The sequence below is a fragment of the Micromonospora sp. NBRC 110037 genome, assembly GCF_001652995.1.
GTDB classification, from domain to species: domain Bacteria; phylum Actinomycetota; class Actinomycetes; order Mycobacteriales; family Micromonosporaceae; genus Micromonospora; species Micromonospora chalcea.
In genome coordinates this window covers 150,061-171,795 of the sequence record NZ_BBVA01000009.1, presented here as the reverse complement: position 1 = coordinate 171,795, position 21,735 = coordinate 150,061, and the positions used below count along the sequence as shown (strand labels likewise).

Annotated in this window: 24 protein-coding genes and 1 tRNA gene; 12 read left to right on the top strand and 13 right to left on the bottom strand. The window is 72.3% G+C overall.

Going from position 1 to position 21,735, the window contains the following annotated elements; translation table 11 throughout:
- Positions 1 to 36: 36 nt before the first annotated feature.
- On the top strand, positions 37 to 969 hold the full coding sequence (locus A4R25_RS24780) for a phosphotransferase family protein (protein ID WP_064448252.1): 933 nt from the start codon (positions 37 to 39) through the stop codon (positions 967 to 969).
- Between the two features lie 92 nt (positions 970 to 1,061).
- On the opposite strand, the gene A4R25_RS24775 is transcribed toward A4R25_RS24780, so the two are convergent.
- Together A4R25_RS24775 and A4R25_RS24770 are read right to left on the bottom strand one after the other, a co-directional pair.
- Positions 1,062 to 2,288 carry an ROK family transcriptional regulator gene (locus A4R25_RS24775; protein WP_064448251.1) on the bottom strand — a complete coding sequence of 409 codons (1,227 nt, stop codon included), beginning with the start codon at positions 2,286 to 2,288 and terminating at the stop codon, positions 1,062 to 1,064.
- Positions 2,289 to 2,471: 183 nt separating this feature from the next.
- A complete protein-coding gene (locus tag A4R25_RS24770; RefSeq protein WP_064448250.1) occupies positions 2,472 to 3,323 on the bottom strand; it encodes a universal stress protein in 852 nt (283 codons plus the stop codon).
- 131 nt (positions 3,324 to 3,454) lie between these two features.
- On the opposite strand from A4R25_RS24770, the gene A4R25_RS24765 reads away from it, so the two are divergent.
- Together A4R25_RS24765 and A4R25_RS24760 are read left to right on the top strand one after the other, a co-directional pair.
- Positions 3,455 to 3,913: a MarR family winged helix-turn-helix transcriptional regulator gene (locus A4R25_RS24765; protein ID WP_064448249.1), complete on the top strand. Its 459-nt coding sequence runs from the start codon at positions 3,455 to 3,457 to the stop codon at positions 3,911 to 3,913.
- Positions 3,914 to 3,987: 74 nt separating this feature from the next.
- Complete coding sequence (locus tag A4R25_RS24760; protein ID WP_064448248.1) at positions 3,988 to 5,415, top strand: MFS transporter; 1,428 nt, start codon at positions 3,988 to 3,990, stop codon at positions 5,413 to 5,415.
- A 1-nt stretch (position 5,416) separates the two neighbouring features.
- Here the strand turns inward: A4R25_RS24760 and A4R25_RS24755 are convergent, their stop codons facing one another.
- Both A4R25_RS24755 and A4R25_RS24750 read right to left on the bottom strand, forming a co-directional pair.
- Positions 5,417 to 6,214, bottom strand: coding sequence for an alpha/beta fold hydrolase (locus tag A4R25_RS24755; RefSeq protein ID WP_064448247.1), 798 nt, complete (start codon positions 6,212 to 6,214; stop codon positions 5,417 to 5,419).
- A 52-nt stretch (positions 6,215 to 6,266) separates the two neighbouring features.
- On the bottom strand, positions 6,267 to 6,851 hold the full coding sequence (locus A4R25_RS24750) for a helix-turn-helix domain-containing protein (protein WP_064448246.1): 585 nt from the start codon (positions 6,849 to 6,851) through the stop codon (positions 6,267 to 6,269).
- Between the two features lie 79 nt (positions 6,852 to 6,930).
- On the opposite strand from A4R25_RS24750, the gene A4R25_RS24745 reads away from it, so the two are divergent.
- The 4 genes from A4R25_RS24745 (at position 6,931) to A4R25_RS24730 (ending at position 10,950) form a co-directional block, all read left to right on the top strand.
- Positions 6,931 to 7,911 (top strand): NAD(P)/FAD-dependent oxidoreductase, encoded by a 981-nt coding sequence (locus tag A4R25_RS24745; protein WP_064448319.1) that lies wholly within the window; start codon positions 6,931 to 6,933, stop codon positions 7,909 to 7,911.
- A 58-nt stretch (positions 7,912 to 7,969) separates the two neighbouring features.
- Positions 7,970 to 9,817 carry a glycoside hydrolase family 15 protein gene (locus A4R25_RS24740; protein ID WP_064448245.1) on the top strand — a complete coding sequence of 616 codons (1,848 nt, stop codon included), beginning with the start codon at positions 7,970 to 7,972 and terminating at the stop codon, positions 9,815 to 9,817.
- Positions 9,818 to 9,842: 25 nt separating this feature from the next.
- The gene (locus A4R25_RS24735) at positions 9,843 to 10,307 is read left to right on the top strand and encodes an ATP-binding cassette domain-containing protein (protein ID WP_373888017.1); all 465 of its coding nucleotides are present in this window, start codon (positions 9,843 to 9,845) and stop codon (positions 10,305 to 10,307) included.
- A gap of 133 nt (positions 10,308 to 10,440) precedes the next feature.
- A complete protein-coding gene (locus tag A4R25_RS24730) occupies positions 10,441 to 10,950 on the top strand; it encodes a hypothetical protein (protein WP_064448243.1) in 510 nt (169 codons plus the stop codon).
- 4 nt (positions 10,951 to 10,954) lie between these two features.
- Here A4R25_RS24730 and A4R25_RS24725 read toward each other — a convergent pair whose 3' ends face one another.
- Together A4R25_RS24725 and A4R25_RS31915 are read right to left on the bottom strand one after the other, a co-directional pair.
- Positions 10,955 to 11,194, bottom strand: coding sequence for a hypothetical protein (locus A4R25_RS24725; protein WP_064448242.1), 240 nt, complete (start codon positions 11,192 to 11,194; stop codon positions 10,955 to 10,957).
- On the bottom strand, positions 11,191 to 11,580 hold the full coding sequence (locus A4R25_RS31915; RefSeq protein WP_082931129.1) for a hypothetical protein: 390 nt from the start codon (positions 11,578 to 11,580) through the stop codon (positions 11,191 to 11,193). Before A4R25_RS31915 ends, A4R25_RS24725 begins: the two co-directional genes overlap by 4 nt.
- A 322-nt stretch (positions 11,581 to 11,902) precedes the next feature.
- Between A4R25_RS31915 and A4R25_RS24710 the strand changes: the two genes are divergently transcribed.
- The 4 genes from A4R25_RS24710 (at position 11,903) to A4R25_RS24695 (ending at position 14,598) form a co-directional block, all read left to right on the top strand.
- Complete coding sequence (locus A4R25_RS24710; protein WP_064448317.1) at positions 11,903 to 12,661, top strand: DNA-binding transcriptional regulator; 759 nt, start codon at positions 11,903 to 11,905, stop codon at positions 12,659 to 12,661.
- Between the two features lie 108 nt (positions 12,662 to 12,769).
- Entirely contained in the window at positions 12,770 to 13,327 is a 558-nt protein-coding gene (locus tag A4R25_RS24705; RefSeq protein ID WP_064448240.1) for an RDD family protein, read from the top strand.
- Between the two features lie 63 nt (positions 13,328 to 13,390).
- Positions 13,391 to 13,876: a hypothetical protein gene (locus A4R25_RS24700; protein ID WP_064448239.1), complete on the top strand. Its 486-nt coding sequence runs from the start codon at positions 13,391 to 13,393 to the stop codon at positions 13,874 to 13,876.
- Positions 13,877 to 14,049: 173 nt separating this feature from the next.
- Complete coding sequence (locus A4R25_RS24695; protein ID WP_147265135.1) at positions 14,050 to 14,598, top strand: hypothetical protein; 549 nt, start codon at positions 14,050 to 14,052, stop codon at positions 14,596 to 14,598.
- Positions 14,599 to 15,059: 461 nt separating this feature from the next.
- Here the strand turns inward: A4R25_RS24695 and A4R25_RS32035 are convergent, their stop codons facing one another.
- Positions 15,060 to 15,191 (bottom strand): hypothetical protein, encoded by a 132-nt coding sequence (locus A4R25_RS32035; RefSeq protein WP_255358637.1) that lies wholly within the window; start codon positions 15,189 to 15,191, stop codon positions 15,060 to 15,062.
- A 123-nt stretch (positions 15,192 to 15,314) separates the two neighbouring features.
- On the opposite strand from A4R25_RS32035, the gene A4R25_RS31260 reads away from it, so the two are divergent.
- Positions 15,315 to 15,521, top strand: coding sequence for a hypothetical protein (locus A4R25_RS31260; RefSeq protein ID WP_043329221.1), 207 nt, complete (start codon positions 15,315 to 15,317; stop codon positions 15,519 to 15,521).
- Between the two features lie 175 nt (positions 15,522 to 15,696).
- Here A4R25_RS31260 and A4R25_RS24690 read toward each other — a convergent pair whose 3' ends face one another.
- The 6 genes from A4R25_RS24690 to A4R25_RS24665 form a co-directional block, all read right to left on the bottom strand.
- The gene (locus A4R25_RS24690; RefSeq protein ID WP_223201351.1) at positions 15,697 to 16,812 is read right to left on the bottom strand and encodes an aromatic acid exporter family protein; all 1,116 of its coding nucleotides are present in this window, start codon (positions 16,810 to 16,812) and stop codon (positions 15,697 to 15,699) included.
- A 286-nt stretch (positions 16,813 to 17,098) separates the two neighbouring features.
- Positions 17,099 to 17,170 (bottom strand) — tRNA-Val (locus A4R25_RS24685).
- An 82-nt stretch (positions 17,171 to 17,252) separates the two neighbouring features.
- Positions 17,253 to 17,720 (bottom strand): peroxiredoxin, encoded by a 468-nt coding sequence (locus A4R25_RS24680; protein ID WP_043329219.1) that lies wholly within the window; start codon positions 17,718 to 17,720, stop codon positions 17,253 to 17,255.
- A gap of 8 nt (positions 17,721 to 17,728) precedes the next feature.
- Positions 17,729 to 18,163 carry a DUF3052 domain-containing protein gene (locus A4R25_RS24675; RefSeq protein WP_013287823.1) on the bottom strand — a complete coding sequence of 145 codons (435 nt, stop codon included), beginning with the start codon at positions 18,161 to 18,163 and terminating at the stop codon, positions 17,729 to 17,731.
- Between the two features lie 110 nt (positions 18,164 to 18,273).
- Positions 18,274 to 21,180, bottom strand: coding sequence for a transketolase C-terminal domain-containing protein (locus A4R25_RS31910; protein ID WP_231915622.1), 2,907 nt, complete (start codon positions 21,178 to 21,180; stop codon positions 18,274 to 18,276).
- Positions 21,181 to 21,243: 63 nt separating this feature from the next.
- Entirely contained in the window at positions 21,244 to 21,726 is a 483-nt protein-coding gene (locus A4R25_RS24665; protein WP_064448237.1) for a MarR family winged helix-turn-helix transcriptional regulator, read from the bottom strand.
- Between the last annotated feature and the right edge of the window lie 9 nt (positions 21,727 to 21,735).

The window sequence follows — 21,735 nt, the reverse complement described above, 5'->3', positions numbered from 1 at the left end:
GTTGCCCGGACGGCGGGCGGCACGCACCGTGGGACGGTGACGAAGACTCGGCTGCACTGGCACGAACTGCCCGGGCACGTACGCGACGGCGTCGAGGGCGTCCTCGGCGACCGGGTGGTGGCGGCGCACTCGCAGCTGGGCGGCTTCTCCCCCGGCACCGCCGACCGCGTCCGTGCCGCAGGTGGTGGCCGGGCCTTCGTCAAGGCGGTCAGCCCGGCGCAGAACGACCGCAGTCCCCACCTGCACCGCGCCGAGGCCCGGATCGCCGCCGCCCTGCCCCCGGACGCGCCCGCGCCCCGGCTGCTCGGCAGCTACGACGACGGCCACTGGATCGCGCTCGTCTTCACCGACGTCGAGGGCCGGCACCCGGCCACGCCGTGGCGTACCGGTGAGCTGGCCGCCGTGCTGTCCACGCTGGAGGCGATGGCGGCGACGCTCACCCCGGCGCCCGCCGCCGCCGGAACCACCACCGCCGCCGAACACCTCGCGTACGACTTCGGCGGCTGGCGGCGCCTCGCCGCCGACCCGCCGGCCGACCTCGACCCGTGGGCCCGGTCCCACCTGCCCGAGCTGTGCGCCGCCGCCGACCGGGGCCTGGCCGCGCTCGCCGGCGACACGCTCTGCCACGTCGACGTCCGCGCGGACAACCTGCTGCTCGGCCCGGACGGATCGGTCACCGTGGTCGACTGGCCGTGGGCCTGTCGCGGGCCGGCCTGGCTGGACACCCTGTTCACCGTCGTCAACGTCCAGGTGTACGGCGGACACGACCCGGACGCGCTGCTCGCCGCCCGGCCGCTGACCGCGAATGTCGACCCGGCCGACCTGACGGGTGTGCTGGCCGGCCTCACCGGCTTCTTCCTGGACGGCGCCCGCCAGCCACCCCCACCCGGCATCCCCACGGTACGAGCGTTCCAGCGCCAACAGGGCGAGGCTCTCCTCCCTTGGCTGACCCACCGCCTGACCCCCTGACCCGCCCCGCGCGGAGTGCCGCCGTCGATCTTGGAGTTGTGGCGCCTCACAAGGCTCACCAAAGCAACATCCCAGGCGCCACAACTCCAAGATCAGCGAAGCGCCGAGGCGCGGGTGAGGGTGCCGAGTGGGTCGGCGAACAACGGGGTGAAGCCCCGTTCGGCGGCGCCGATCAAGGTGGCGTCGTAGCCGAGCGCGGACACGCGCAGGCGGGCCTTGTCGCGGGAGATGGGCAGCACGTTGGCGGCGATCCGGCTGCGGACGTGAGCGGCGCAGACCGGAAAGACCTCGCTGAGCGTGCCCCCGAAGATCACCACGCCGGGATTGAACAGATTGATCACGTTCGCCACGCCGATGCCCAGCCAGTCACCGATGTGCCGCAGCGCGTCCCGGGCCGCCGGCTCGCCCCGCGCGGCGGCTGCCACCACGGCCCGTACCGCCTCGCGCCCCTTCTCCCCCGCCGGGCGGCCGGCGGCGTCGAGCAGCGCCCGCTCACCGACCTCGGCCTCCAGGCACCCGCGCGAGCCGCAGCCGCAGGGCCTCCCCTGGTACGGGTTCACGAGCATGTGCCCGACCTCGGAGGCGTACCCGCCGTCGCCGTCGAGCAGCTCACCGCCGACGATGATCCCGCCGCCGACGCCCACGTCACCGTGCAGGTAGACGACGTTCTGCACGCCGACTCCGGCGCCCCGCTGGTGCTCCGCCAGCGCGCCCAGGTGCGCCTCGTTGCCAACCAGGACCGGCAGGCCCAGGTCCAGCCGCCCGGCCAGCTCGGCGCCGAACGCCTGGTCGACCCACCCCATGTCCGGTCCGAAGCGGACCATGCCGTCGCCGGGCCGGATCATCCCGCAGTACGACGCGCCGACGCCCACGCACACCGATCCGGGCGGCGCGGCGTGGTGCAGCGCCCGCCCGAAGTCGGCGAGCACCGAGACCACCGAGTCGAGGTCGGCCCCGGCCCGTGGGCGTTCCGCCTCCAGACGGGCCGACACCACGCCGCCGAGCCCGACGCGGGCGGCCACGAGCCGGTCCACGGCGATGTCGAAGGCGAGAACGTAGAAGGCGTCCGAGGCCGGGCGGACCACAAGCGAGGGTCGGCCCGCCCGTCCGCTGCCGCCGGCCGCCACCTCCCGGACCAGACCGGCCGACGCCAGTTCCGCGGTGAGCGCCATGACCGTGCTGCGGTTGACGCCCATCCACTCGGCCAGCTCGACGCGGGTGACCGGGCCGGTCAGGTGGACGCGCCGGAGCAGCGCGCCGAGGTTGGCTCTGCGGCCGTCCCCCTGCGCATGCCGGTCCGCGACCAGGCCCTTCCGCATCGACCACTCCGTCAGACGGCGACTGGCTTGTGACCCGAGAATAGTTGCCGCGCATCGACGGGTGCCAGCGCCCGCCTCCGGGGACGGCTGCCTCAACCATCGCGGGCCCGACCGGCGCGCCGCGGGCAGCGGTGACGAAGCGGGTGCCTCCCTCGGCCGGGGAGGCACCCGTGCGCCGCCGGGTTACTCCGCTTCGCGGACCGGGCTCTGCGGCACCACCATCACCGGCCGGTGCGCGCGGTGCAGGGTGGCCATGGCCACGCTGCCGAGCAGGATCTTGCGCATCGCCGTCCGTCCGCGCGAGCCGACCACCACCGCGCTCGCCTTGTGCTCGGTGGCGACTGCGGAGAGCGCGTCGGCCACCGCGCGCCCCGGGGCGCCGCGTCCGGCGCTCACCCGCACGACGGTGACCGATCCGCCGGCCGTATCCGGGGTGGGCGTCTCGCCCTCGTCGCCGTCGACGGCGACCACGACGACGTCCCGCTCGGGGAAGAGGCGCCGGGTGGAGTCGAGCGCCGCCTCGGCGCCGGCGGAGGCGTCCCAGCCGACCACCACCGGGCCGGCGGCGAGCGCGTCGTGCTCGTCGGTGAGCAGCGGGTGCGGCACCACCAGGACGGGCCGCGGGCTGTAGTGCACGGCCATGTCCGAGACGCTGCCGAGCACGGCCCGGGCGCCGCCCAGACCGCGCGAGCCGAGCAGCAGCACGTCGGTCTGCTTCTCGTCGGCCAGCTCGGCGAGCCGGAGCCCCTCACCGCCGTAGCTGCGGCACACGAGCGGCTCGGCGTCCCAGCCGGCCGCGCGGGCCAGCATCACGCCGACGGAGGTGAGCCGGTCGGCTTCCCGGCCGCCCTCGCGCTCGATCGCCTCCACGAACGCGTTGATGTTGCGCTTGCCGGTCCAGAGCCGCTTGCGCAGTTCCTCGCTGGCGAACGGAGGCGTCCACAGATGCCCGATCCACGCGTGCGCGCCGGGGAACAGCAACGCGCCCGCCTCGATGGCGGCGCTCGCGGCCGGAGACCCGTCGTAACCCACCATCACTTGCCTGCCGTGCACGTCGCTCACCGCACCGAACCTCTCCTGCCGACGACATCTCACAAGATCGTATCCGCGGTCCGACCGGGTCCGCGCCGGATCATCCGCCACGAACCCATCGGTACGCTGGGCGGATGAGCACCCCGGACCTGTCGTACCTGCTCGACCACACCAGTCATGTGCTGCGCACCCGGGTGGCGGCGGCCCTGGCCGAGATCGGGCTGACCGCGCGGATGCACTGCGTGCTCGCGCACGCGCTGCCCGAGGAGCGTACGCAGATCCAGCTCGCCGAGATGGGCGACATGGACAAGACGACGATGGTGGTGACGGTGGACGCTCTGGAGCAGGCCGGGCTGGCCGAGCGGCGTCCGTCGCGTACCGACCGGCGGGCCCGGATCATCGCGGTCACCGAGGAGGGCGCCCGGATGGCCGCGCGCAGCCAGGAGATCGTCGACCGGGTGCACGCCGAGGCGCTGGCGAGCCTGCCGGAGGACGAGCGGGCGGTCTTCCTGCGCGCGCTGGAGCGCCTGGCCGCCGGCCATTTGGCCACGCCGGTGCAGAGCCCGAAGCCGGCCCGCCGAGCCCGCCAATAGTCCCTCAATAGATTGTCTGCAACGGGACTATCCGTTACGGTCTTTCCTGTCGCACCTCTCGACAGGAGGACTCCATGTCCGCTCCCCGCTCGCGTCAGGTCGCGCTCGGCGTACTCGCCACCAGCGCCCTGATGACCATCCTCGACGGCAGCATCGTCACCGTGGCGATGCCGGCCATCCAGCGCGACCTGCGCTTCTCCCCGGCCGGCCTGAGCTGGGTGGTGAACGCGTACCTGATCGCGTTCGGCAGCCTGCTCCTGCTCGCCGGCCGCCTGGGCGACCTGGTCGGACGGCGGGCGATGTTCCTCGGCGGCACCGCGCTGTTCACCGCCGCCTCGGTGCTGGCCGGGCTCGCGGCGAACAGCGCCACGCTCGTCGCGGCCCGTTTCCTCCAGGGTGTCGGCAGCGCGGCGGCGGTCGCGGTGAGCCTCGGCATCCTGGTCACGCTCTTTCCCGACGCCGCCGAGCGGGGCCGGGCGATCGCCGTGTTCGCCTTCACCGGCGCGGCCGGGGCGGCCATCGGCCAGGTCGCCGGCGGCCTGCTCACCGACGCGCTGGGCTGGCACTGGATCTTCCTGATCAACCTGCCGATCGGCCTGGCCACGATCGCGCTCGCGGTCCGTACGCTGCCCGCCGACCGGGGCCTGGGCCTGGCCGCCGGGGCCGACGTGGCGGGCGCGCTGCTGGTCACCGCCGGACTGGTGCTCGGCATCTACACGGTGGTCACGATCGAGCGGTACGGGGCGACGTCGGCGCGCACGCTCGGCCTCGGCGCGCTCGCCGTCGCGCTGGTCGCCGGGTTCGTCGTCCGGCAGGCGACCGCACGCCGCCCGCTCATGCCGCTGCGGATCCTGCGCTCGCGCGGCGTGGTGGTGGCGAACGTGGTCCAGATCCTCACCGTGGCGTCGACGTTCGCGTTCCAGGTGCTCGTCACGCTCTACCTCCAGCAGGTGCTCGGCTACGACGCCACAGGCACCGGGCTGGCCCTGCTCCCGGCGGCAGTCGTCATCGGCGCGGTGTCGCTGGGCGTCTCGGCCCGGCTCAACGCCCGGTTCGGCGAGCGGGCGGTGCTGCTGGCCGGGCTCGTCCTGCTGGTGGCCATGTTCGTGCTGCTGGCCCGCGTACCGGTGGACGGCCGCTACCTGCCCGACGTGCTCCCGGTGATGTTGCTCGCCGGCGGGTTCGGGCTGGTGCTGCCGGCGCTGACCGCGCTCGGCATGTCCGCCGCCCGCCCCGACGACGCCGGTCTCGCCTCCGGGCTGTTCAACACCACCCAGCAGCTCGGCATGGCGTTCGGCGTAGCGGTGCTGTCCACGCTGGCCGCCGCCCGTACCGCGGACCGGGTCGCGCTCGGCGACGACCGGGCCGCCGCGCTGACCAGCGGGTTCCATCTGGCGTTCGCGATCGGCGCCGGGCTGCTCGTGGTCGCCGTCGGGCTCGCGTACGCGCTGCTGCGCCCGCGCACGACGGCGGGCGCGGACACCCCGGCGCTGGTGGGCTGAGTCAGCCCGGGGCGCGCGCCGGATGGGTGAGGAACGGCAGCACCGCCGCCGGCAGCGCGGGCGAGGTCAGCACGTCGTAGTGGGTCAGCCCGGGCAGCACCGCCAGCCGGGACGCGGGGCGGCCGGTTCCGTCGCCGCCCGCGTCCCGGTGGCCGCCGCCGAGCAGGCCGAAGAACTCCGCCGCGTGGCTCACCGGGATCTCGTCCGCGTCGGCGAAGACCAGCAGCACCGGCATCGGCAGCGCGGCCACCTCGGCGGACCAGTCGTAGTCCCGCCGCAGCAGCTCGCCGCCGCGGGCCCAGAGCGCCTGCCAGTCCTGCGGGCGGGGCGCCACCCGCGCGTACCGCTCGTGGAGCGGGGTGCCGCGCATCCGTTGTGCGACGCGCTCGTCGTGGGCGGACATCGCGGCGAGCGTCTCCGGGTACCAGCCGCGCCGCCGGAACGGCGTGGAGACCAGCACCAGGCGCCGGACCAGGTCGGGGTGCTGGATCGCGGTACGCAGGGCCACCCCGCCGCCGAGGGAGTAGCCGAGCACGTCGGCCCGGGGCAGGCCGAGGTGCCGCAGCAGCCCGGCGACGTCGTCGGCCATCGACTCGTACCGCAGCGGCCGGTCCACGTCGGCGGTGCGGCCGTGGCCCTGCAGGTCGACGGCGATCAGCCGCCGGCGCGTGGCCAGCGCCGGGCGGATCGGCGCGAACGTCTCCGTCGAGCCGTACTCGCCGTGCAGCAGGACCAGCGGTTTGCCGGCCCCGTGCTCCTCGTACCAGATCCGCAGTCCGCCGACGTCCGCATAGCTCACCCGCCGATCGTCGCGCCGCCGATGCCGCCGCGGGCGTGTTTGCGGTCGCCGCTCAGCTCGACGCGCGGGGGCGGGCCCGCAGGTGGGCGCGTTCGCCCTGGCTGCCGAAGAGGCTGAGGAACTCCACCCCCTCGCTGTCGGCACGCCCGAACCAGTGCGGTACGCGGGTGTCGAACTCGGCCGCCTCACCGGGGACCATCACCAGGTCGTGCTCGCCGAGCACGAGCCGCAGCCGCCCGTTGAGCACGTAGACCCACTCGTACCCCTCGTGGGTCTTCGGCTCGGGCTCGGACCGGCCGCCGGCCGGGATGATCAGCTTGTACGCCTGGATGCCGCCGGCGCGGCGGGTGAGCGGCAGCATGGTCATCCCGAACGCGGCGACCGGCCGCAGGTGGACGCGCGGGTCGCCGGTGGGCGGCGCGCCGACCAGCTCGTCCAGCGTCACGCCGTGCGCGCGGGCGAGCGGGAGCAGCAGTTCGAGGGTGGGCTTGCGGCCGCCGGACTCCAGCCGGGACAGCGTGCTCACCGAGATGCCGGTGGCGGCGGAGAGATCGGTGAGCGTGGTCTCCCGCTCACGCCGCAGCGCGCGCAGCCGGGGACCGACCGCGTCGAGGGCCTGGTCGAGGTCGACGTCCATGCCCCCAGTTTGCCACATCAGCAAGAGAGTTTGCGGTTCTGCGCTTCCCCGCCGCAGTCTGGTCGCGGAGGTGGTCACGATGACCGAGCTACGTGAGGACTACGAGGTACTGGTGATCGGCGGCGGCGCGGCCGGGCTGAGCGGCGCGCTGATGCTGGCCCGGGCACGCCGGTCGGTGCTCGTGGTGGACGGCGGCGAACCGCGCAACGCGCCCGCCGACGGCGTGCACGCGCTGCTGGGCCACGACGGCGTACCGCCGGCCGAACTGCTGGCGCGCGGCCGGGACGAGGTCCGCGGCTACGGCGGGCACCTGGCCGAGGGCCGGGTCGAGGCGGTACGCCGCGACGGCGACGGCTTCGAGGTGACGCTCGCCGACGGCCGGCGGGTACGCGCCGGTCATGTGCTCGTCGCCACCGGCCTGGTCGACGAGCTGCCCGAGGTGCCGGGCCTGCGCGAGCGCTGGGGCCGGGACCTGGTGCACTGCCCGTACTGCCACGGCTGGGAGGTGCGGGACCGGCCGATCGGGGTGATCGGCAGCGGCCCGATGTCGGTGCACCAGACGCTGCTGTTCCGGCAGTGGAGCGACGACGTGGTCTACCTGCGGCACACCGCGCCGCCGCTGACCGACGAGCAGGCCGAGCAGCTCGCCGCCCGCGGCGTGCCGGTGGTCGAGGGCGAGGTCGCGGCCGTCGAGACGGCCGGGGACCGGGTGACCGGGGTACGCCTGCGCGACGGCCGCACCGTCGACCGGGAGGTGCTGACCGTCGCGCCCCGGATGGTCGCGCGCACCGGGTTCCTGGCCGGACTGGGCCTGCGCCCGCAACCGCACCCCAGCGGGATGGGCGAGTACCTGCCGGCCGACGAGTCGGGGCGTACCGAGGTGCCCGGGGTGTGGGTCGCGGGCAACGTGACCGACCTGTCGGCGCAGGTCGGGGCCGCTGCCGCGGCTGGTGCCCGGACCGCGGCGATGATCAACGCGGAACTGGTGAACGAGGAGACCCGCCGGGCGGTCGAGGCGCGGCGTGACGCGCGAGGGTGGGTGACCACGAATCCCCTCTAACCTGACAATTCTTCCCCTAGGTTGAGTCGGAGAGGGCAGTCGGAACCTGGGGGGCGACGTGAAGAGCTATCCAGCGATCGAGGATCACGGGCTCATCGGCGACCTCCAGACCGCGGCGCTGGTGACCTGTGACGGGACGATCGACTGGTTCTGCGCGCCGCGCTTCGACTCGCCCAGCGTCTTCTGCGCGTTGCTGGACAAGGACAAGGGCGGCTTCTTCCAGATCGCCCCGCACGACGTCCGGTACGTCACGAAGCAGCTCTACCTGCCCGGCACACCGATCCTGATCACCCGGTTCATCAGCGCGGACGGCGTCGCCGAGGTGATGGACTTCATGCCCGTCACCGGCGAGCGGGTCACCGACTCGCACCGCATCGTCCGCATGGTCAACATGGTGCGGGGCACCATGCGCTTCCGGGTCGAGTGCCGGCCACGCTTCGACTTCGCCCGGGAGAGCCACGAGCTGGAGCGGCACCGCAACGGCTACCTGTTCCGGAGCCGGTCGGCGACGCTCGCCTTCAACCCGATCGATCCGGTGCGGCAGCTCTGGGCCAAGACCGGCGAGATCCGCATGGAGGACGGCGACCTGATCGCCTACGGCACGTTGCAGGAGGGCGACACCGGCGGGGTGGTCCTGGAGACCGGCAGCGACGAGCCCAGGATCATCCCGCCGGAAGAGGTCCAGGGCATGTTCGAGTGGACCCGGGACTACTGGCGGCGCTGGGTCGAGCGCTCCCGCTACACCGGGCGCTGGCGGGAGATGGTCGAGCGCTCGGCCATCACGCTCAAGCTCATGACGTACGCGCCGACCGGCGCGATGATCGCCGCGCCGACCGCCGCGCTGCCCGAGCTGGTCGGCGGCTCCCGCAACTGGGACTACCGCTACACCTGGGTACGCGACACCTCGTTCTCCGTGCACGCGCTGCTCGGCCTCGGGTTCACCGAGGAGGTCAGCCGGTACATGGACTGGCTGGACGAACGCATCCGCGAGGCCGGCGACCACCAGGACCCACTGAAGATCATGTACCGGGTGGACGGGTCCTCGGACCTGCACGAGGAGGTGCTCGACCATCTGGAGGGCTACCGCGGCTCCCGTCCGGTGCGGATCGGCAACGGCGCCGCCGACCAGATCCAGCTCGACATCCACGGCGAGGCGCTCTACGCCATGCACCTCGCCGACGAGCAGGGCATCCGGGTGTCGCACCAGGTGTGGAAGAGCACCGTGCGGCTGATCGACTGGCTCTGCCACAACTGGGACCAGCGCGACGCCGGCATCTGGGAGAGCCGCCACCACCCCCGCAACTACACGTTCGGCCGGGTGATGTCGTGGGTGGCGCTGGACCGCGCCATCCGGCTGGCCACCCGTACCGGCCGCCCCGGGGACATGAGCTGCTGGACCGAACAACGCAACCGGATCTACAACCAGGTCATGGCCCGCGGTTTCCACCGGGAACGCGGCAGCTTCGTGCAGGCGTACGACGAGAACGTGCTCGACGCCGCCCTCCTCTACATGCCGGCGGTCGGCTTCGTCACGCCCACCGACCCGCTGTGGCTGTCCACCCTCGAGTCGATCGAGCGGGACCTGGTCTCGGACAGCCTGGTCCACCGGTACGACCCGGTCCACTCCCCCGACGGGCTCCCCGGCCACGAGGGCACGTTCAACATGTGCACGTTCTGGTACGTGGAGGCGCTGGCCCGCTCCGGCCGGCTGGACGACGCCCGGCTCACCCTGGAGAAGATGTTCACCTTCAGCAACCACCTCGGCCTCTACGCCGAGGAGATCGCCGCCACCGGTGAGCAGATCGGCAACTATCCGCAGGCGTTCAGCCACCTCGCCCTGATCAACTCGGCGCTGGCGGTGAACGACCTGCTCGACGCCGAGGCCTCCGCCCGCCTGCGCCGGTGACGACGCCGCCTGGCAGGACGGACGCCTGTCCGGCGCGCGCGTCGCGTACCTCGGTCAGGAGGTGCCCGACTGGCCACCGGCGCTGCTCGCGCACGACCTGTACGAGCAGCACGTGGGCCGGCTCCGCTCCGCCGGGCGCGTCGGCTCCGGCACGGCCCTGCCGCTGAGCGCGACGAACCTGCTCGACGCCGAGGCCCGGCGTACCCCCGTCGGCCGGATGTCGCACGGACAGCAACGGCGGCTGAACCTGGCGCTGCGCCTGGCCGAACGTCCCGACCTGCTGATCCTCGACGAACCCACCAACCACCTGTCGGCGCCGCTGGTCGACGACCTCACCGCTGCCCTGCTGACGGCCCGGGCGGCGGTGGTCGTCGCCACCCACGACCGGCAGATGCTCCACGACCTCGCGGCGTGGCCCACGCTGCCGCTCACCGCCCCGGCGGTGCCAGGTCGTTCCGTCACGGAGGGTGATGCCCGGCCGGAAGACTGACACTCCCGAGCGATATGACTGAGAGTCATGAATATGCCTCTCAGTCATATCGACTTCTCGTCACCTATTCCTCACCGGGCTGGACTCGCTGGCTACCGTGGATGTCCGGGGCAGTCGGCGAAGGAGCGGCGGGATGGCTGTCGACGGAGCGGGCGCCGGCCCCGACGGCCGCCCCTCGCGCTACGAGGAGGTCGTCCTCGGCCTGCTACGGGGCGAGGGCGCGACCGTGCTGACAGCCGGTCTCTGGCTGCTCGTCACCTCCCTGTTCACCGCGCTGTTCCTGACCTTCGTCGGCTGGCAGGTGTGGGAGAACCGCGCGTTGGAGACCAGGGGCCGGATCGGCGACGCGCAGGTGGTGCGCGCCAACTACGAAGGGCGCGGCAAGTCCCTGAACGTCGTCTACCTGTCGGGGCCGGTGGGCGCGACGGCGATCCTGGAGAACCCGGTGCACCGGCCGGCCGCGGGCGACGTGATAGCGGTCCGGTACGACCCCCGACACCCCACCCACCTGCGGGAAGCGGACGCGCCGATCTGGCGGTGGCCGGACTTCCTGGTGACCGTGCCACCTGCGGTGGCGGGCTGCCTCGTCGTGCCGGCCGAATGGATGCGGTTCCGGCGTCGGCTGCGGGAGCGGCGACTCTGAGTAGTCACCGCCCCTGCGGACCGGCCTCCCGGGTCCACCCGACGAAGCGGCGGTGCAGCGCGCCGGCAGGTGCCCAGGGCATGTCCTCGGAGGCTTGGACGAGGTAGGCGCCGAGATACAGAGCCAGCGACACCGGCGCGCCGGCGTACTCCGCCCGCAGCTCCCGCCTGCGAGTGGGGCACGGCCACGGCAGGTCGCAGCCGCCGCAACTCCAGACCGGCATGACCGGGCCGTGGGTGGTCACCGCACACCCTCCAAGAACCGTGCGGTGATCGCCCGCGCCTGCCGACTGGTCGCCCATTCCGCCTGCCAGCACGGGTACGGCGTGAGCAGCGACCACCACGCCCGGCACCCGGCACACATGCCGTCGAGTCCCCGCACGTGTACCGCGAGGATCGTCTCCTCCGGCCCGGCGATCACTCGTCGCTCGCCTGTGGCCAGTGACCGCGATTGATCGGAATCCGATGCCGCGAATGACAGGGCAGCTCGGCTCCGCACCGGCAAACCCGTCTCCACCGCCGCCAGCACCACACCGGCCGATGCCGCCGGGCGAACGTCAACGCGGCGGCGGACAGGTAAGCGTCGTACGAGACGCGGCGCTCCCGCGAGGCATCGTCTGCCGGGGACCATTGCCCGCCCAGCGCCTGGTCCAGCAATCGCCCTCGGGCGATCTCCTGCTCCACCGCCTGGATGCGCTCACCGATGCCGGACACCGCCGACGACGGAAGGTACCGACCGACGAGCCGCCGCAGGAGCAACGCGATCTCGTACCGGGCCAGTGCGGTCGATGGTCGGTCGCCAGTGCTCGGCATCTCCACCTCCGCCAGGGAACGCGGCGACACCCTCGTCCGCCGCCTGTCTACAGTGACGCCCCGGCGTCACCGATCGCGACGACACAAGGACCGACAATCCGGCCACATAGGTGGCGACATTGAGGCGACATAGCATTATCGTGGCGAGCATGACCGCCCCCAACACGGTTCTCCGCGGCGTCCGTACCGGGATGCGCATGAGCCAGGACGACTTCGCCCGCGCGCTCCAGGCCGCGGGCCACCGCGTCGGCGAGCCCAACGACGCCAACAAGCGACTCGTCCAGCGATGGGAGTCCGGTGCGATCGCCGCGCCGCGCCCCGTCTACGCCCGCGCGCTGGAGGTCGTCACCGGCCTGCCGATCTCACTGCTCGGCTTCGCCGCGGTGCCCGGTGGGCACGTGGCCGACGACCAACAGGGTGGCCACGACCTGACCTCACCCGTATCGAACCTGGCCACGCCGACGCCGGCTGCCAAGCCCAGCACGGCGCACAGGTCGTACGAGGGCGTGTGGCTCAGCCGCTACCAGTACTACTCCAGCGGACGGGAGGAGTCCTTCGCCGGACAGCACTTCGTCGTCCTGCTCCAGCACGGCGACAGGCTGACCGCGCGCAGCCTGCCCGGGTCGGCGTCCTCATCTCTGTCGCTGGACCTGACCGTGGACGGGGCCGTTGTCACCGGCACCTGGGTGGAGCAGACCGACCCGGCCGGCTACTACCGAGGTGCCCGCTATCACGGGGCGATCCAGCTTCTGGCCGAGCCGACGGGGCGACGGATGGCCGGTAAGTGGGTCGGGTTCGGCAAAGACATGGATGTGAACACCGGCCCGTGGGAGCTCGTCTTCCGCGACGCCTCGACCTCCAAGGCGACGCTGGACCGGTACAACACCTCAGCGACATAGCGCCGTGGCCTTGTTCTGGCGCCGACTACTCTGCACTTGGGGTACGAGACGGCACGGCGTCCGGATCCAGCGGAACGCCCGGTGCCCACGACACAACAGGAGAGCGCTGTGACAGTCCGCGCCACGGGCCGGCCACTGACCCGACTGGAAGCCGCCCAGGCGCACGCGGAGCACGTACTCGGCCCCCGGAAGGCGAAGCGGATCGCGACGTTCGGCAACGGCGGCCTGTACGTCCGGGCCGGCACCGGGGCACAGATCATGGCCTGGCTCGTCGACTTCACGGTGTTCCTGTTCGGTGTCGGGGCGGGCGTCGTCGCCCTGTCTCTGGTGGACCGCGCGGTCACCCTGTCCGACAACCTCGCCGCCGGGGCGAGCCTCTCGTTGCTCGTGGTGGTGCCGCTGCTCTACGGCCTCTGCTACGGCAACGGCCGGGCGCTCGGCGCGCTGCTCACCGGCACCCAACTCGTACGAGCCCGGGACGGCGGCCGGATCGGCCTCAAGGCGTGCTGGGCCATGCTGGTCCGGACGCTGTTGATGCCGGTGCTGGTCGTCGTGCTGGTGGTGACCGCGTTCAGTACCGGATCCTCAGACGCGCCCGGTTCGCTCGTGCGGACCACCATCGATCCGGGTGCCACCCGGCGGCTCCACGACGCGGGCATTCGCTGACCCGTCGCGCAATCGCGTCCCCATGGGCGGATACCGGCCCGCGTACCGCCTAGCCTCTCGGGGATGGAGCGACTGCGTGACCTTGCCGTCCGGCTGGCGATGGACGAGCCGGTCGGCGACGACCTGGCGATGGCGGCCGCGCACGCTCTGGCCCGTGGTGTCGACTCGCCGAGCCTGCGTGAGCTCGCCGGTCTGTCGAAGGGCCAGTCCCGGGAAGCCGTCGACCTGTTCCGGCAGGCGATGGAGGAACTCGGCTCGCCGGTCCCGGACGAGAGCGGCGCCCGGCTGCACCTCATGCGTGCGGCAGCGGCGAGCATCATCGCCGGAGAGGGCGATCCCGAGGACCTGGCGCACGAGATCTACTGGCAGTCGGCCTACTTTCCCTCTGAGGAGCTGCGCGAGGTGGGCTACCGCTTTCTGTACCTGTACGCCGATTGCGGCGCAGCGCCGGATCAGACGGAGGAGGCGGTGGCGGCCATGAAGGAGGCGGCGCGGTCGTTCCTGCACGACCATCTATCACCTCCTCGTCCGTCAACTCGGGCTGGTTGAAGAACATCAGGGTGATGACGTCCGGGCAGCGCAGGATCCGCAGCCCGAAGGGTACGGCTCCAAGCCTGATCTCCAGCCATCCGCCGCTCGCCGGGCCTCTTGCTATCGGCGTTGCTGTCACCCCAAGAGCGATGTGCCCCTGACGCCAGATCAGCTTGTGTATGGTCCGCCGAGTGATCATCAAGAGGGCCAACCGCCGGCGAGGGTCGACGTCTCGATGGCCGCTGTTCGCACCGGCCGTCGCGGTCGGCCTACTGGTGCTCGGGTTGACGCTCAACGCCGTAACAGTCCTCTATGACCTCACGCACTGGGACGTCGTGTACCACGTGTCGCCGGAGGAGGCAGCGAACCGGAACGGGCTTGCCGACCTGGGGGCCGAGGTCGTCGGCCGGCTGACGGTGGTCCTGTCCGGTCTCGCTATGGCCGGCCTGCTCCTGTCGCTGGTGGGTCTCGTGCGAGGCAGAGCGTGGGCACATACGATGACCTGCATCCTGACCATTCCAATGGCCCTCTGCTGCGGCCAGGCGTTCATCGCAAATCGGGGCTCGTTCGCCGGAAGCCCTGACAACCCGAACGCGCCTCAGCACACCTCGGCACCGAGCGGGATCCGCCTCGCTGACTCGCTGGGGCCACCGTTACTCGTGGGAGCAGCGATCGTCGTCCTGATTCTGCTGTTCTTACCTGCCATCTACCGGCGGTTCCACCCGACGAAAACGACGTAGTAAGAGCGTTTCCGCTTGATCAACAGCGGCGCAGCCACCAGGGGTCGTGACCGGGCGTTTGAGGATCGTGATGGGTACGCCTCAACAATGCGTCGTCCAGGCGGTCGACAACTACCTGAAGCTCTCGCCCGGCATGGCTTGGCAGCGAGACGATTGCCTCTTCCAAGCGCAGTCGTGCCCAGGCTTCGCCACAGCAGGAACAGGCGAACTCCGCTTCCCACGGCTTCCACCGATGCCGGCTGCCGTACGCATGCGCGCCCCAGATCCTGATGGCGGCGGCCACCGTGCCCGGGAGCCACCGCCGCCCTTCCACCAGACGGATGGCAGCGTTCGCGGGACCGGAGAGTCCAGGAACATCCCGATAACGGGCCCACGGGCTTCGCGTGATGCGCACGCGGCGGCGAAGTGATCGGGGCTGCGGCTGCCTACGAGGCACTGCCCCTTCGGTGGAGAATCACACCTCAGATCCTCGCATGAAGGTCAACAGGGCGCAGGTCGGTCGCCCCGAACCCCTCGACGTCAGGAATGGCGGGGTCGCGCAGTTCCCGAACGAGGACCAGTGCCCTGCCCCACGATGCATCGTCCAGTTCCACAGCCCCGGAGGGTACGGCTCCGAGCCTGATCTCCGGCGGCTCATTCGTTGTCGAGGCGCCCTGGAACCAGCCTTGACCGGCTGCCTCACAGTGGGGGCAGGCATCTCACCCAGGGAGGTCGAAGTGCGCTGGCTCATCGTTCTGATCATCATCGCGGCGGCCGTCGCTGCGGTCGCACTGTGGCGCCATAGCCGGAAGACACCAGTCGACGGCGGCCAAGTGCGTGACCTCCAGGCATCCGCCGAGGCCCGCCGCAGGCTCGACGACCATCGGAACCGGACGGACGGCGGCAACACCGGCAGCGGTGGCGTCGGTGGCTGGAGCGCCTGACCTCATTGCAGGTCGTCAACGGGCTACTCGTGCCGTCACCGCACCGGCGGTTTGGCTGGCGTGAGCGGCGGGTGCGGCCGGTTCGGAGCTGCGAGCTGTCGCTTGCTCTCCCGTGTCGTCCGCCGCTAGTCGCGGCTGCGGCTTCCGCAACGCGGCAAGAACACCTGTTGTTGAATCAGCTCGAGTCGGCGGCCAACCCCGCCTGCTGATTTGCCTCTGCCTTTGGCAGTCCGGACGCTTGAAGCACGTCGCTGATGGCAAGGCGCAGCCGGGAAATGAGGACCATCTCGCAGAATCCGATCTCTTCGGCGCAGGCCTGGTTGACCTCCTCGATGGCCTGTTGCGCCCGCGCGCGTGCAAGGTCGGGCTCTCGGCCGGCGACGAAATCGCGATGCAGCAGCCGCACCGCTTGGCCGAGGTGCTCGATCGACGCTGAGAGGCCGGCGGGTACGGGTTCACGCAGCCGTACCGCCGATACGACCCAGTGCGCCAATTCGCGGCTGTTGGAGTAGGCGGATTGGAGGTGCTCGGAGGCGCGCTGATACCGGCGCAGGATGCCCAATCGTCGCCACCGCCAGGGTGAGAGAAGCGCGATCTCCCCCGCCGCGGCGACCATCTCGATCGTCTTGTCTCTTTCCTGCTCTACCGCGATCAGGCGCTGCAAGGCGTCGTCGGCCTGTTGAACCTCACGCCGATCCAACGCCTCGGCGACAGCCGTGAGAGCACGGGCGAAAACATCCAGCGACGGACCGGCAGAGCGGTGCACGACGCGCACAGGGTTGGCCGGCAGGATCAGCAACGCCACGGCGATGGCCGTCGCGCCCCCGATCAACGCGTTGACCGTCCGCGCCACAGCCAGGTGGGATTGCTGCGCAGTCAGCGTCCCCAGCAGCACCGCGGTGCTTCCTGCGTGCACCATCACGGCGCCGCCCCCGCGAATCACGGCTACCGACGAGATCGCGAATGCCACGATCACGGCGATCTGTATCGGCCCCGTCCCGATGGCGAAGATGATCAACTGCCCGGCCGCCACCCCGAGGATCACCCCGGCGATGAGTTCCGCCGCTCGCCTGATCCGATTGCCGAGGGCTGCTGCGACCGTGCCGATCGAGGCGGCGGGGGCGAACAACGCCTGTGGATTGTGCAGCACGTCGCTGGCGATGAACCAGGACAATCCAGCGGCCACACCCGCCTGAACAGCGATTATGGAGTACGTGCGAAGCCGCTCGAAAGCTTCCCGGCCTTCTCGTTGCACCATCTCTGGCCGCAAACCCGGGTCCACGGTAGCCACGTCTCACCTCCGAGGAGCAGTGCAGGCGAGGGTTACGTCTGCGGCAACCGCTCGGGGGAGGTAGCGGTCCTGCGAGGTGTGGCCTGGCAGCGGAATGCAGCGCCGGCCCGGTAGGGCATTCCCGCAGGCGCGGAAGCGCTTCCTGGTCAGAGGCCACAGGCTCATTCTCCCGGACCCCAGCCGCCCTGGTCCCGGCATCAATGGCAACGGATCTAACACGTGGAGCCCGTCGAGTCACCGCCCCGAGGAGTGATCTTCTCGGGACGGTTCCCGCTGATGTGAAAGGTGGGCGCGGCAGGTTTCGAACCTGCGACCCCTCGCTTGTAAGGCGAGTGCTCTCCCACTGAGCTACGCGCCCGGAACGCCCGTACGGCGGGCCGGAGCGGCCAGCTTACCTGCCCGCCTCCGGCCCGGTCGAACGACGTACCTGGGTGTGGGACTCAGGCAGCGGCGGCCTCGGCCAGCGCCTTGCGCCAGCCCTGCTGATCGCGCGCCTCGCCGGGCATGTTCATCTCCGCGAAGCGGACCACGCCGGCCTTGTCGATGACGAAGGTGCCCCGGTTGGCGATGCCCGCGACGTCGTTGAAGACGCCGTACGCCTGGGCGACCGCGCCGTGCGGCCAGAAGTCGGCGAGCAGCGGGAACTGGAAGCCCTCCTGCTCGGCCCAGATCTTGTGGGCGTACACGGAGTCGACGCTGACGGTCAGCACCTGGACGTCGTCGTTGGCGTACTCGTCGAGGTTGTCCCGCACCTCGGACAGCTCGCCCTGGCAGACGCCGGTGAACGCGAGCGGGTAGAAGACGAGCAGCACGGTCTTGCGGCCACGGAAGTCGGCGAGCCGTACCTCCTGGTTGTTCTGGTCCTTGAGCAGGAAGTCGGGCGCTTCGGCGCCAACCTCGACGGGCATGTGCGCTCCTACTTCTTGCTCTTGGAGCCGCGCCGCATGACCAGGCGGGCTCCGCTCCAGTCGCGGCCGGCGTTGATGGTGGAGGTCTGCTGGAGGCCGGCGGTCTGCGCGCTCTCCGCGACCTCGCTCGGCTCGACGTGGCCGTCGCGGCCGGCCTTCGGGGTCAGGAGCCAGACCACGCCGTTGTCGGCGAGCGGCCCGAGGGCGTCCACGAGGAGCTCGAAGAGGTCACCGTCGCCGTCGCGGTGCCAGACCAGAACCGCGTCGACCACCTCGTCGGTGTCCTCGTCGACGAGTTCCCCACAGCGGTCGGTCAGGGCGTCCCGGAGATCGGTGTCGACGTCGTCGTCGTAGCCCATCTCCATGACGACCATGCCCGGCTCGATACCGAACCGGTCCGCCAGGCTGCGTACCCCGTCGGCCTGGCCAGCGGTCGCGCTCACTGTCGCGTGCCTCCTCATCTATCCCTGCTCGTGGCGTCGGGTGACACCGTCGGGCCCAGTCCACACAGTTGCGGCTCGCCGCGCAAGTGGCGCACCGGGTGGAACGGAATTTACCGTGCCAGCAGCGTACGGGCACCCTGGGTGATGGCTTCCTCGGAGACCAGAACCTGACGAGCGGCCGGACCTAATGGTACAAACGAGTCAAGTCCGGCCACACGGCGCGCGGCGCCGACGTACCCGGTGTCGACGAGCGCGGACACCACGCCCTCGCCCACCCCGCCGGAGCGTCGCGTCTCGTCCACCACCAGCACCCGGCCGGTCGCCGAGGCCTCCCGGATGATGTCGGCCATCGGCAGCGGGGCCAGCCAGCGCAGATCCACCACCCGGCTGCCCACGCCCTCCGCGGCGAGGGTGGCCGCCGCGCGCAGCGACATCCGCACCCCGCTACCGAAGGTGATGATGGTGAGGTCCTCGGCCGAGCCGATCCCGTAGACGCGGGCCCGCCCGATCGGCACGTGCCGGTCCGCCCAGGCGCCCGGCTCGGCGTACTCGGCCGTCCACTCGCCGTCGCCGTCGGCGTAGAGGTCACGGGCGTCATAGAGCGCGGCCGGCTCCAGGAAGACGCAGACGCTGCCGTCCACCCGGGCCGCGGCCAGGCACGTACGCAGCATCGGCGCGGCGTCGTCCGGCCGCGCCGGCACGGCGACCACGAGCCCCGGCACGTCCCGCAGCACCGCCACCGAGTTGTCGTTGCGCGCGTGGCCGCCGAGCCCGTCCTCACCCGCCAGGGCGGCCACCCGCACCACCATCGGGTTGCGGAACGCGCCCCGGGAGAAGAACCGCATGGTGGCCGCCTCGCCGCGCAGCTGATCCTCGGCGCTGTGCAGATACGCCAGGTACCGGATCTCCGGCACCGGCAGCATCCCGGCCAGGCCGGCACCCAGCCCGAGCCCGAGGATCGAGGTCTCGTCCCGTGGCGTGTCGAACACCCGGGCCGCCCCGAACCGGTCCCGCAGCCCCTCGGTCACCCCGTGCGCCCCGCCGCCGGCGGCCACGTCCCGGCCGAACACCGCCATCCGAGGGTGGTCGAGCATGCCGTCGGCGAGCGCCGCGTTGATGCTCTGCGCCAGCGTCAGCCGCCCGGTCAGCTCCGGCGGTTTGCCGCCGAACGCCTCCGCCCGCGCCCCGGCGCCCGGCCCGGCCGCCCGCTCCGCCGCCTCGGCCACCGCCCGGGCCACCCGGACCGGCCGCCGCGGCGCCAGCTCCCGCACGACGTCGACAGCGGACGCCAGTTTCGGCTCGTCCAGCGCCTCCTCGGCGATGCGGCGCAGCTGCCAGCCCCGCTCGTCGTACCGGCTGAGCAGCTCCTCGCCCCCGGCGTACCCGGAGGTGACCAGCAGCCGCGCGGTGGCCAGCAGCGGGTCGCGGGCCGCGTCACCCTGGCCCATCAGCCGGACCGCGCCCAGGTGCAGCACGGCGGGCCGGCGGTGCCGGCGCACCCAGGCCGCCGCCTCCGCCGCCACCCGGTAGCTCTCGGCCACGTCCGTGCCGTCGGCCGCGAAGTAGCGGATGCCGGGCCGGGACCGCAGCGTCGTCGCCACCCACCCGTCGGCGGAGCCACCGCTGTCCTCGCAGACGAACAACACCGGGATACGCAGGCCGGTGTGGTCGTACCAGCCGGCGGTGTTGAGCGCGGCGGTGACGGTGGCGTGGTTGACCGAGGCGTCGCCGAAGGAGCAGACCACCACGGAGTCCGCGGGCCAGGCCGCCGCTTCCGGCTCGCCGTCCGCGGGCCGGGCGCCCCGGCGCAGCCGCTCCAGCGCCAGCCCCAGGCCGACCGCGCGGGGCAGGTGCGAGCCGGCGTTCGCGGCGGTCGGCACGACCGCGAGGTCGGCGCGGCCGAAGAGCTTCTGCCGGCCGCCGGCGGCCGGTTCCTCCACGGACGCGACAATGCCGCGCAGCACGTCGCGCGCCGCCGCCGCGAACGCGTCGTCGGGCGCGGGCTGTGGCAGATCGGGTACGCCGACAGTCGCGTCACCGTCCGCGTCCACCACGATCGCGGGCGCTCCCGCCGGAAGGCTGCCCGCCTCACCCGCCGCCCCCGGCCGTTCGAGATCTTGGTACGAAACGGCCCCTATAGGGGCACTTTCGTTCCAAGATCTCTCCGGTTCCCGGAAGGTGGAACGTTGCTCCTGGGAGGTGGGATTGATGTGCGCATCCTGGCCGGTGCCGCGCTGGGCGGGCAGGTCGTGCGATTCGTGCACGGCGGCCGGCAGGGCCGGGGCGGCCGCCGGGGCCGGGGTGGCCGACGGGGCCGGGATGACAGCAGACGGTGCGGGGGCGACAGCCGACGAGGCGGGGGCGACAGCCGACGAGGCGGGGGTGGCCCGCTGCGCGGAGGATGCGGCCGGCTCGTCGGGCGAGACACCGCTCGAGGTGCCGGGGACGGCACCGGACGAGCCGTGAACCTCGGCGCGGGCAGCGGTGCCGGGCGAGCCGTCGGCGGCGGGCGAGCCGTCAACGGCGCTGCCGGGCGAGCCGGCGGCAGCCGGCGGAGCAGCCCTGGGCGAGCCGGCGGCGGTGCCGGGACCAGCATCGGGCGAGGCGTCCACGGCGGCGTCGGGATCGGCCTCCGGGGCGGGTGTCGGCGGGACGGGCGGCGGCGGGGCGGTGGGGAAGGCGCCGGCGGCCTGGGCGGCGCGCAGGCAGTAGAACGCCCCGGAGCGGTGGTGCAGCAGCGCGGGGTCGGTCGGCCGCAGCGCGGCGGCCACGGCGGCGTTGCCCTCGTGCCCCGCCGACTCGATGGTGTGGTACCCCTCACCGAAGCCGTGCAGCCACTGCCCGGCCAGGTCGAGCAGCCGGCTGGTCAGTTGCGCGTCGAACAGGGCCAGCGCCTGCGCCCCGGACAGCGGCCCGCCGTCGGGCAGTCGCTCGCCCAGGTCGCGCCGCTTCTCGGGCGCCCCGAGCGCGGCCAGTTCGGCCCGGAGCCGGTCGTCGAGATCGTGCGGGGTGGTCACGTCGGACAGCATTACCGACTCGGGCCCGCCGCGCCCAGTCGGACACGTTCCGCCCGGCGTGGCTCAGACCTCGCCGCACTCCTCCGGACAGCCGCCGTCGGAGACCTTGAAGACGAGTTCACGTAGCGCGGCCAGTTCGGCGGTGCTCAGGTCGTCGAGCAGCCGGGGGTCGGACATGACGTGGGCGACCCGCTCGCGGACCTCCCGGCCGCGCTCGGTGACCACGAGCGCCTTCTGCCGCCGGTCGGCCGGGTCGGTGCGTCGTTCCACCAGCCCGGCCCGCTCCAGCCGGTCGGCCAGGCCGGTGACGTTCGACCTGTCGCAGCCGAGCTGCTCGGCGAGGTCACGGGCCGGCAGCGGGCGGTCCGGGTCCAGTTGGTGCAGCGCGCGGGCGGCCGCCGGAGTGAGCCCCAGGTCGGCGAACGCCTCGTCCTGGTGGTGGCGCAGCGCGGCGGCGACGTGCAGGATCCGGCGCACGGTGTCCCCGGCCAGGCCCGGCCGGTCACCCGGACCGGGCTGCTCAGCGGAGACAGTGGAGTGCGCCATCAGTCGATT

What these genes read in the sequence shown, in the direction of transcription:
- A4R25_RS24775 (WP_064448251.1), bottom strand. Translation starts at nt 2,288, where the DNA reads ATGCGGAAGGGCCTGGTCGCGGACCGGCATGCGCAGGGGGACGGCCGC.
- A4R25_RS24770 (WP_064448250.1), bottom strand. Translation starts at nt 3,323, where the DNA reads ATGGTGGGTTACGACGGGTCTCCGGCCGCGAGCGCCGCCATCGAGGCG.
- A4R25_RS24765 (WP_064448249.1), top strand. Translation starts at nt 3,455, where the DNA reads ATGAGCACCCCGGACCTGTCGTACCTGCTCGACCACACCAGTCATGTG.
- A4R25_RS24760 (WP_064448248.1), top strand. Translation starts at nt 3,988, where the DNA reads ATGTCCGCTCCCCGCTCGCGTCAGGTCGCGCTCGGCGTACTCGCCACC.
- A4R25_RS24750 (WP_064448246.1), bottom strand. Translation starts at nt 6,851, where the DNA reads ATGGACGTCGACCTCGACCAGGCCCTCGACGCGGTCGGTCCCCGGCTG.
- A4R25_RS24745 (WP_064448319.1), top strand. Translation starts at nt 6,931, where the DNA reads ATGACCGAGCTACGTGAGGACTACGAGGTACTGGTGATCGGCGGCGGC.
- A4R25_RS24730 (WP_064448243.1), top strand. Translation starts at nt 10,441, where the DNA reads ATGGCTGTCGACGGAGCGGGCGCCGGCCCCGACGGCCGCCCCTCGCGC.
- A4R25_RS31915 (WP_082931129.1), bottom strand. Translation starts at nt 11,580, where the DNA reads ATGGTCCCCGGCAGACGATGCCTCGCGGGAGCGCCGCGTCTCGTACGA.
- A4R25_RS24700 (WP_064448239.1), top strand. Translation starts at nt 13,391, where the DNA reads ATGGAGCGACTGCGTGACCTTGCCGTCCGGCTGGCGATGGACGAGCCG.
- A4R25_RS24680 (WP_043329219.1), bottom strand. Translation starts at nt 17,720, where the DNA reads ATGCCCGTCGAGGTTGGCGCCGAAGCGCCCGACTTCCTGCTCAAGGAC.
- A4R25_RS24665 (WP_064448237.1), bottom strand. Translation starts at nt 21,726, where the DNA reads ATGGCGCACTCCACTGTCTCCGCTGAGCAGCCCGGTCCGGGTGACCGG.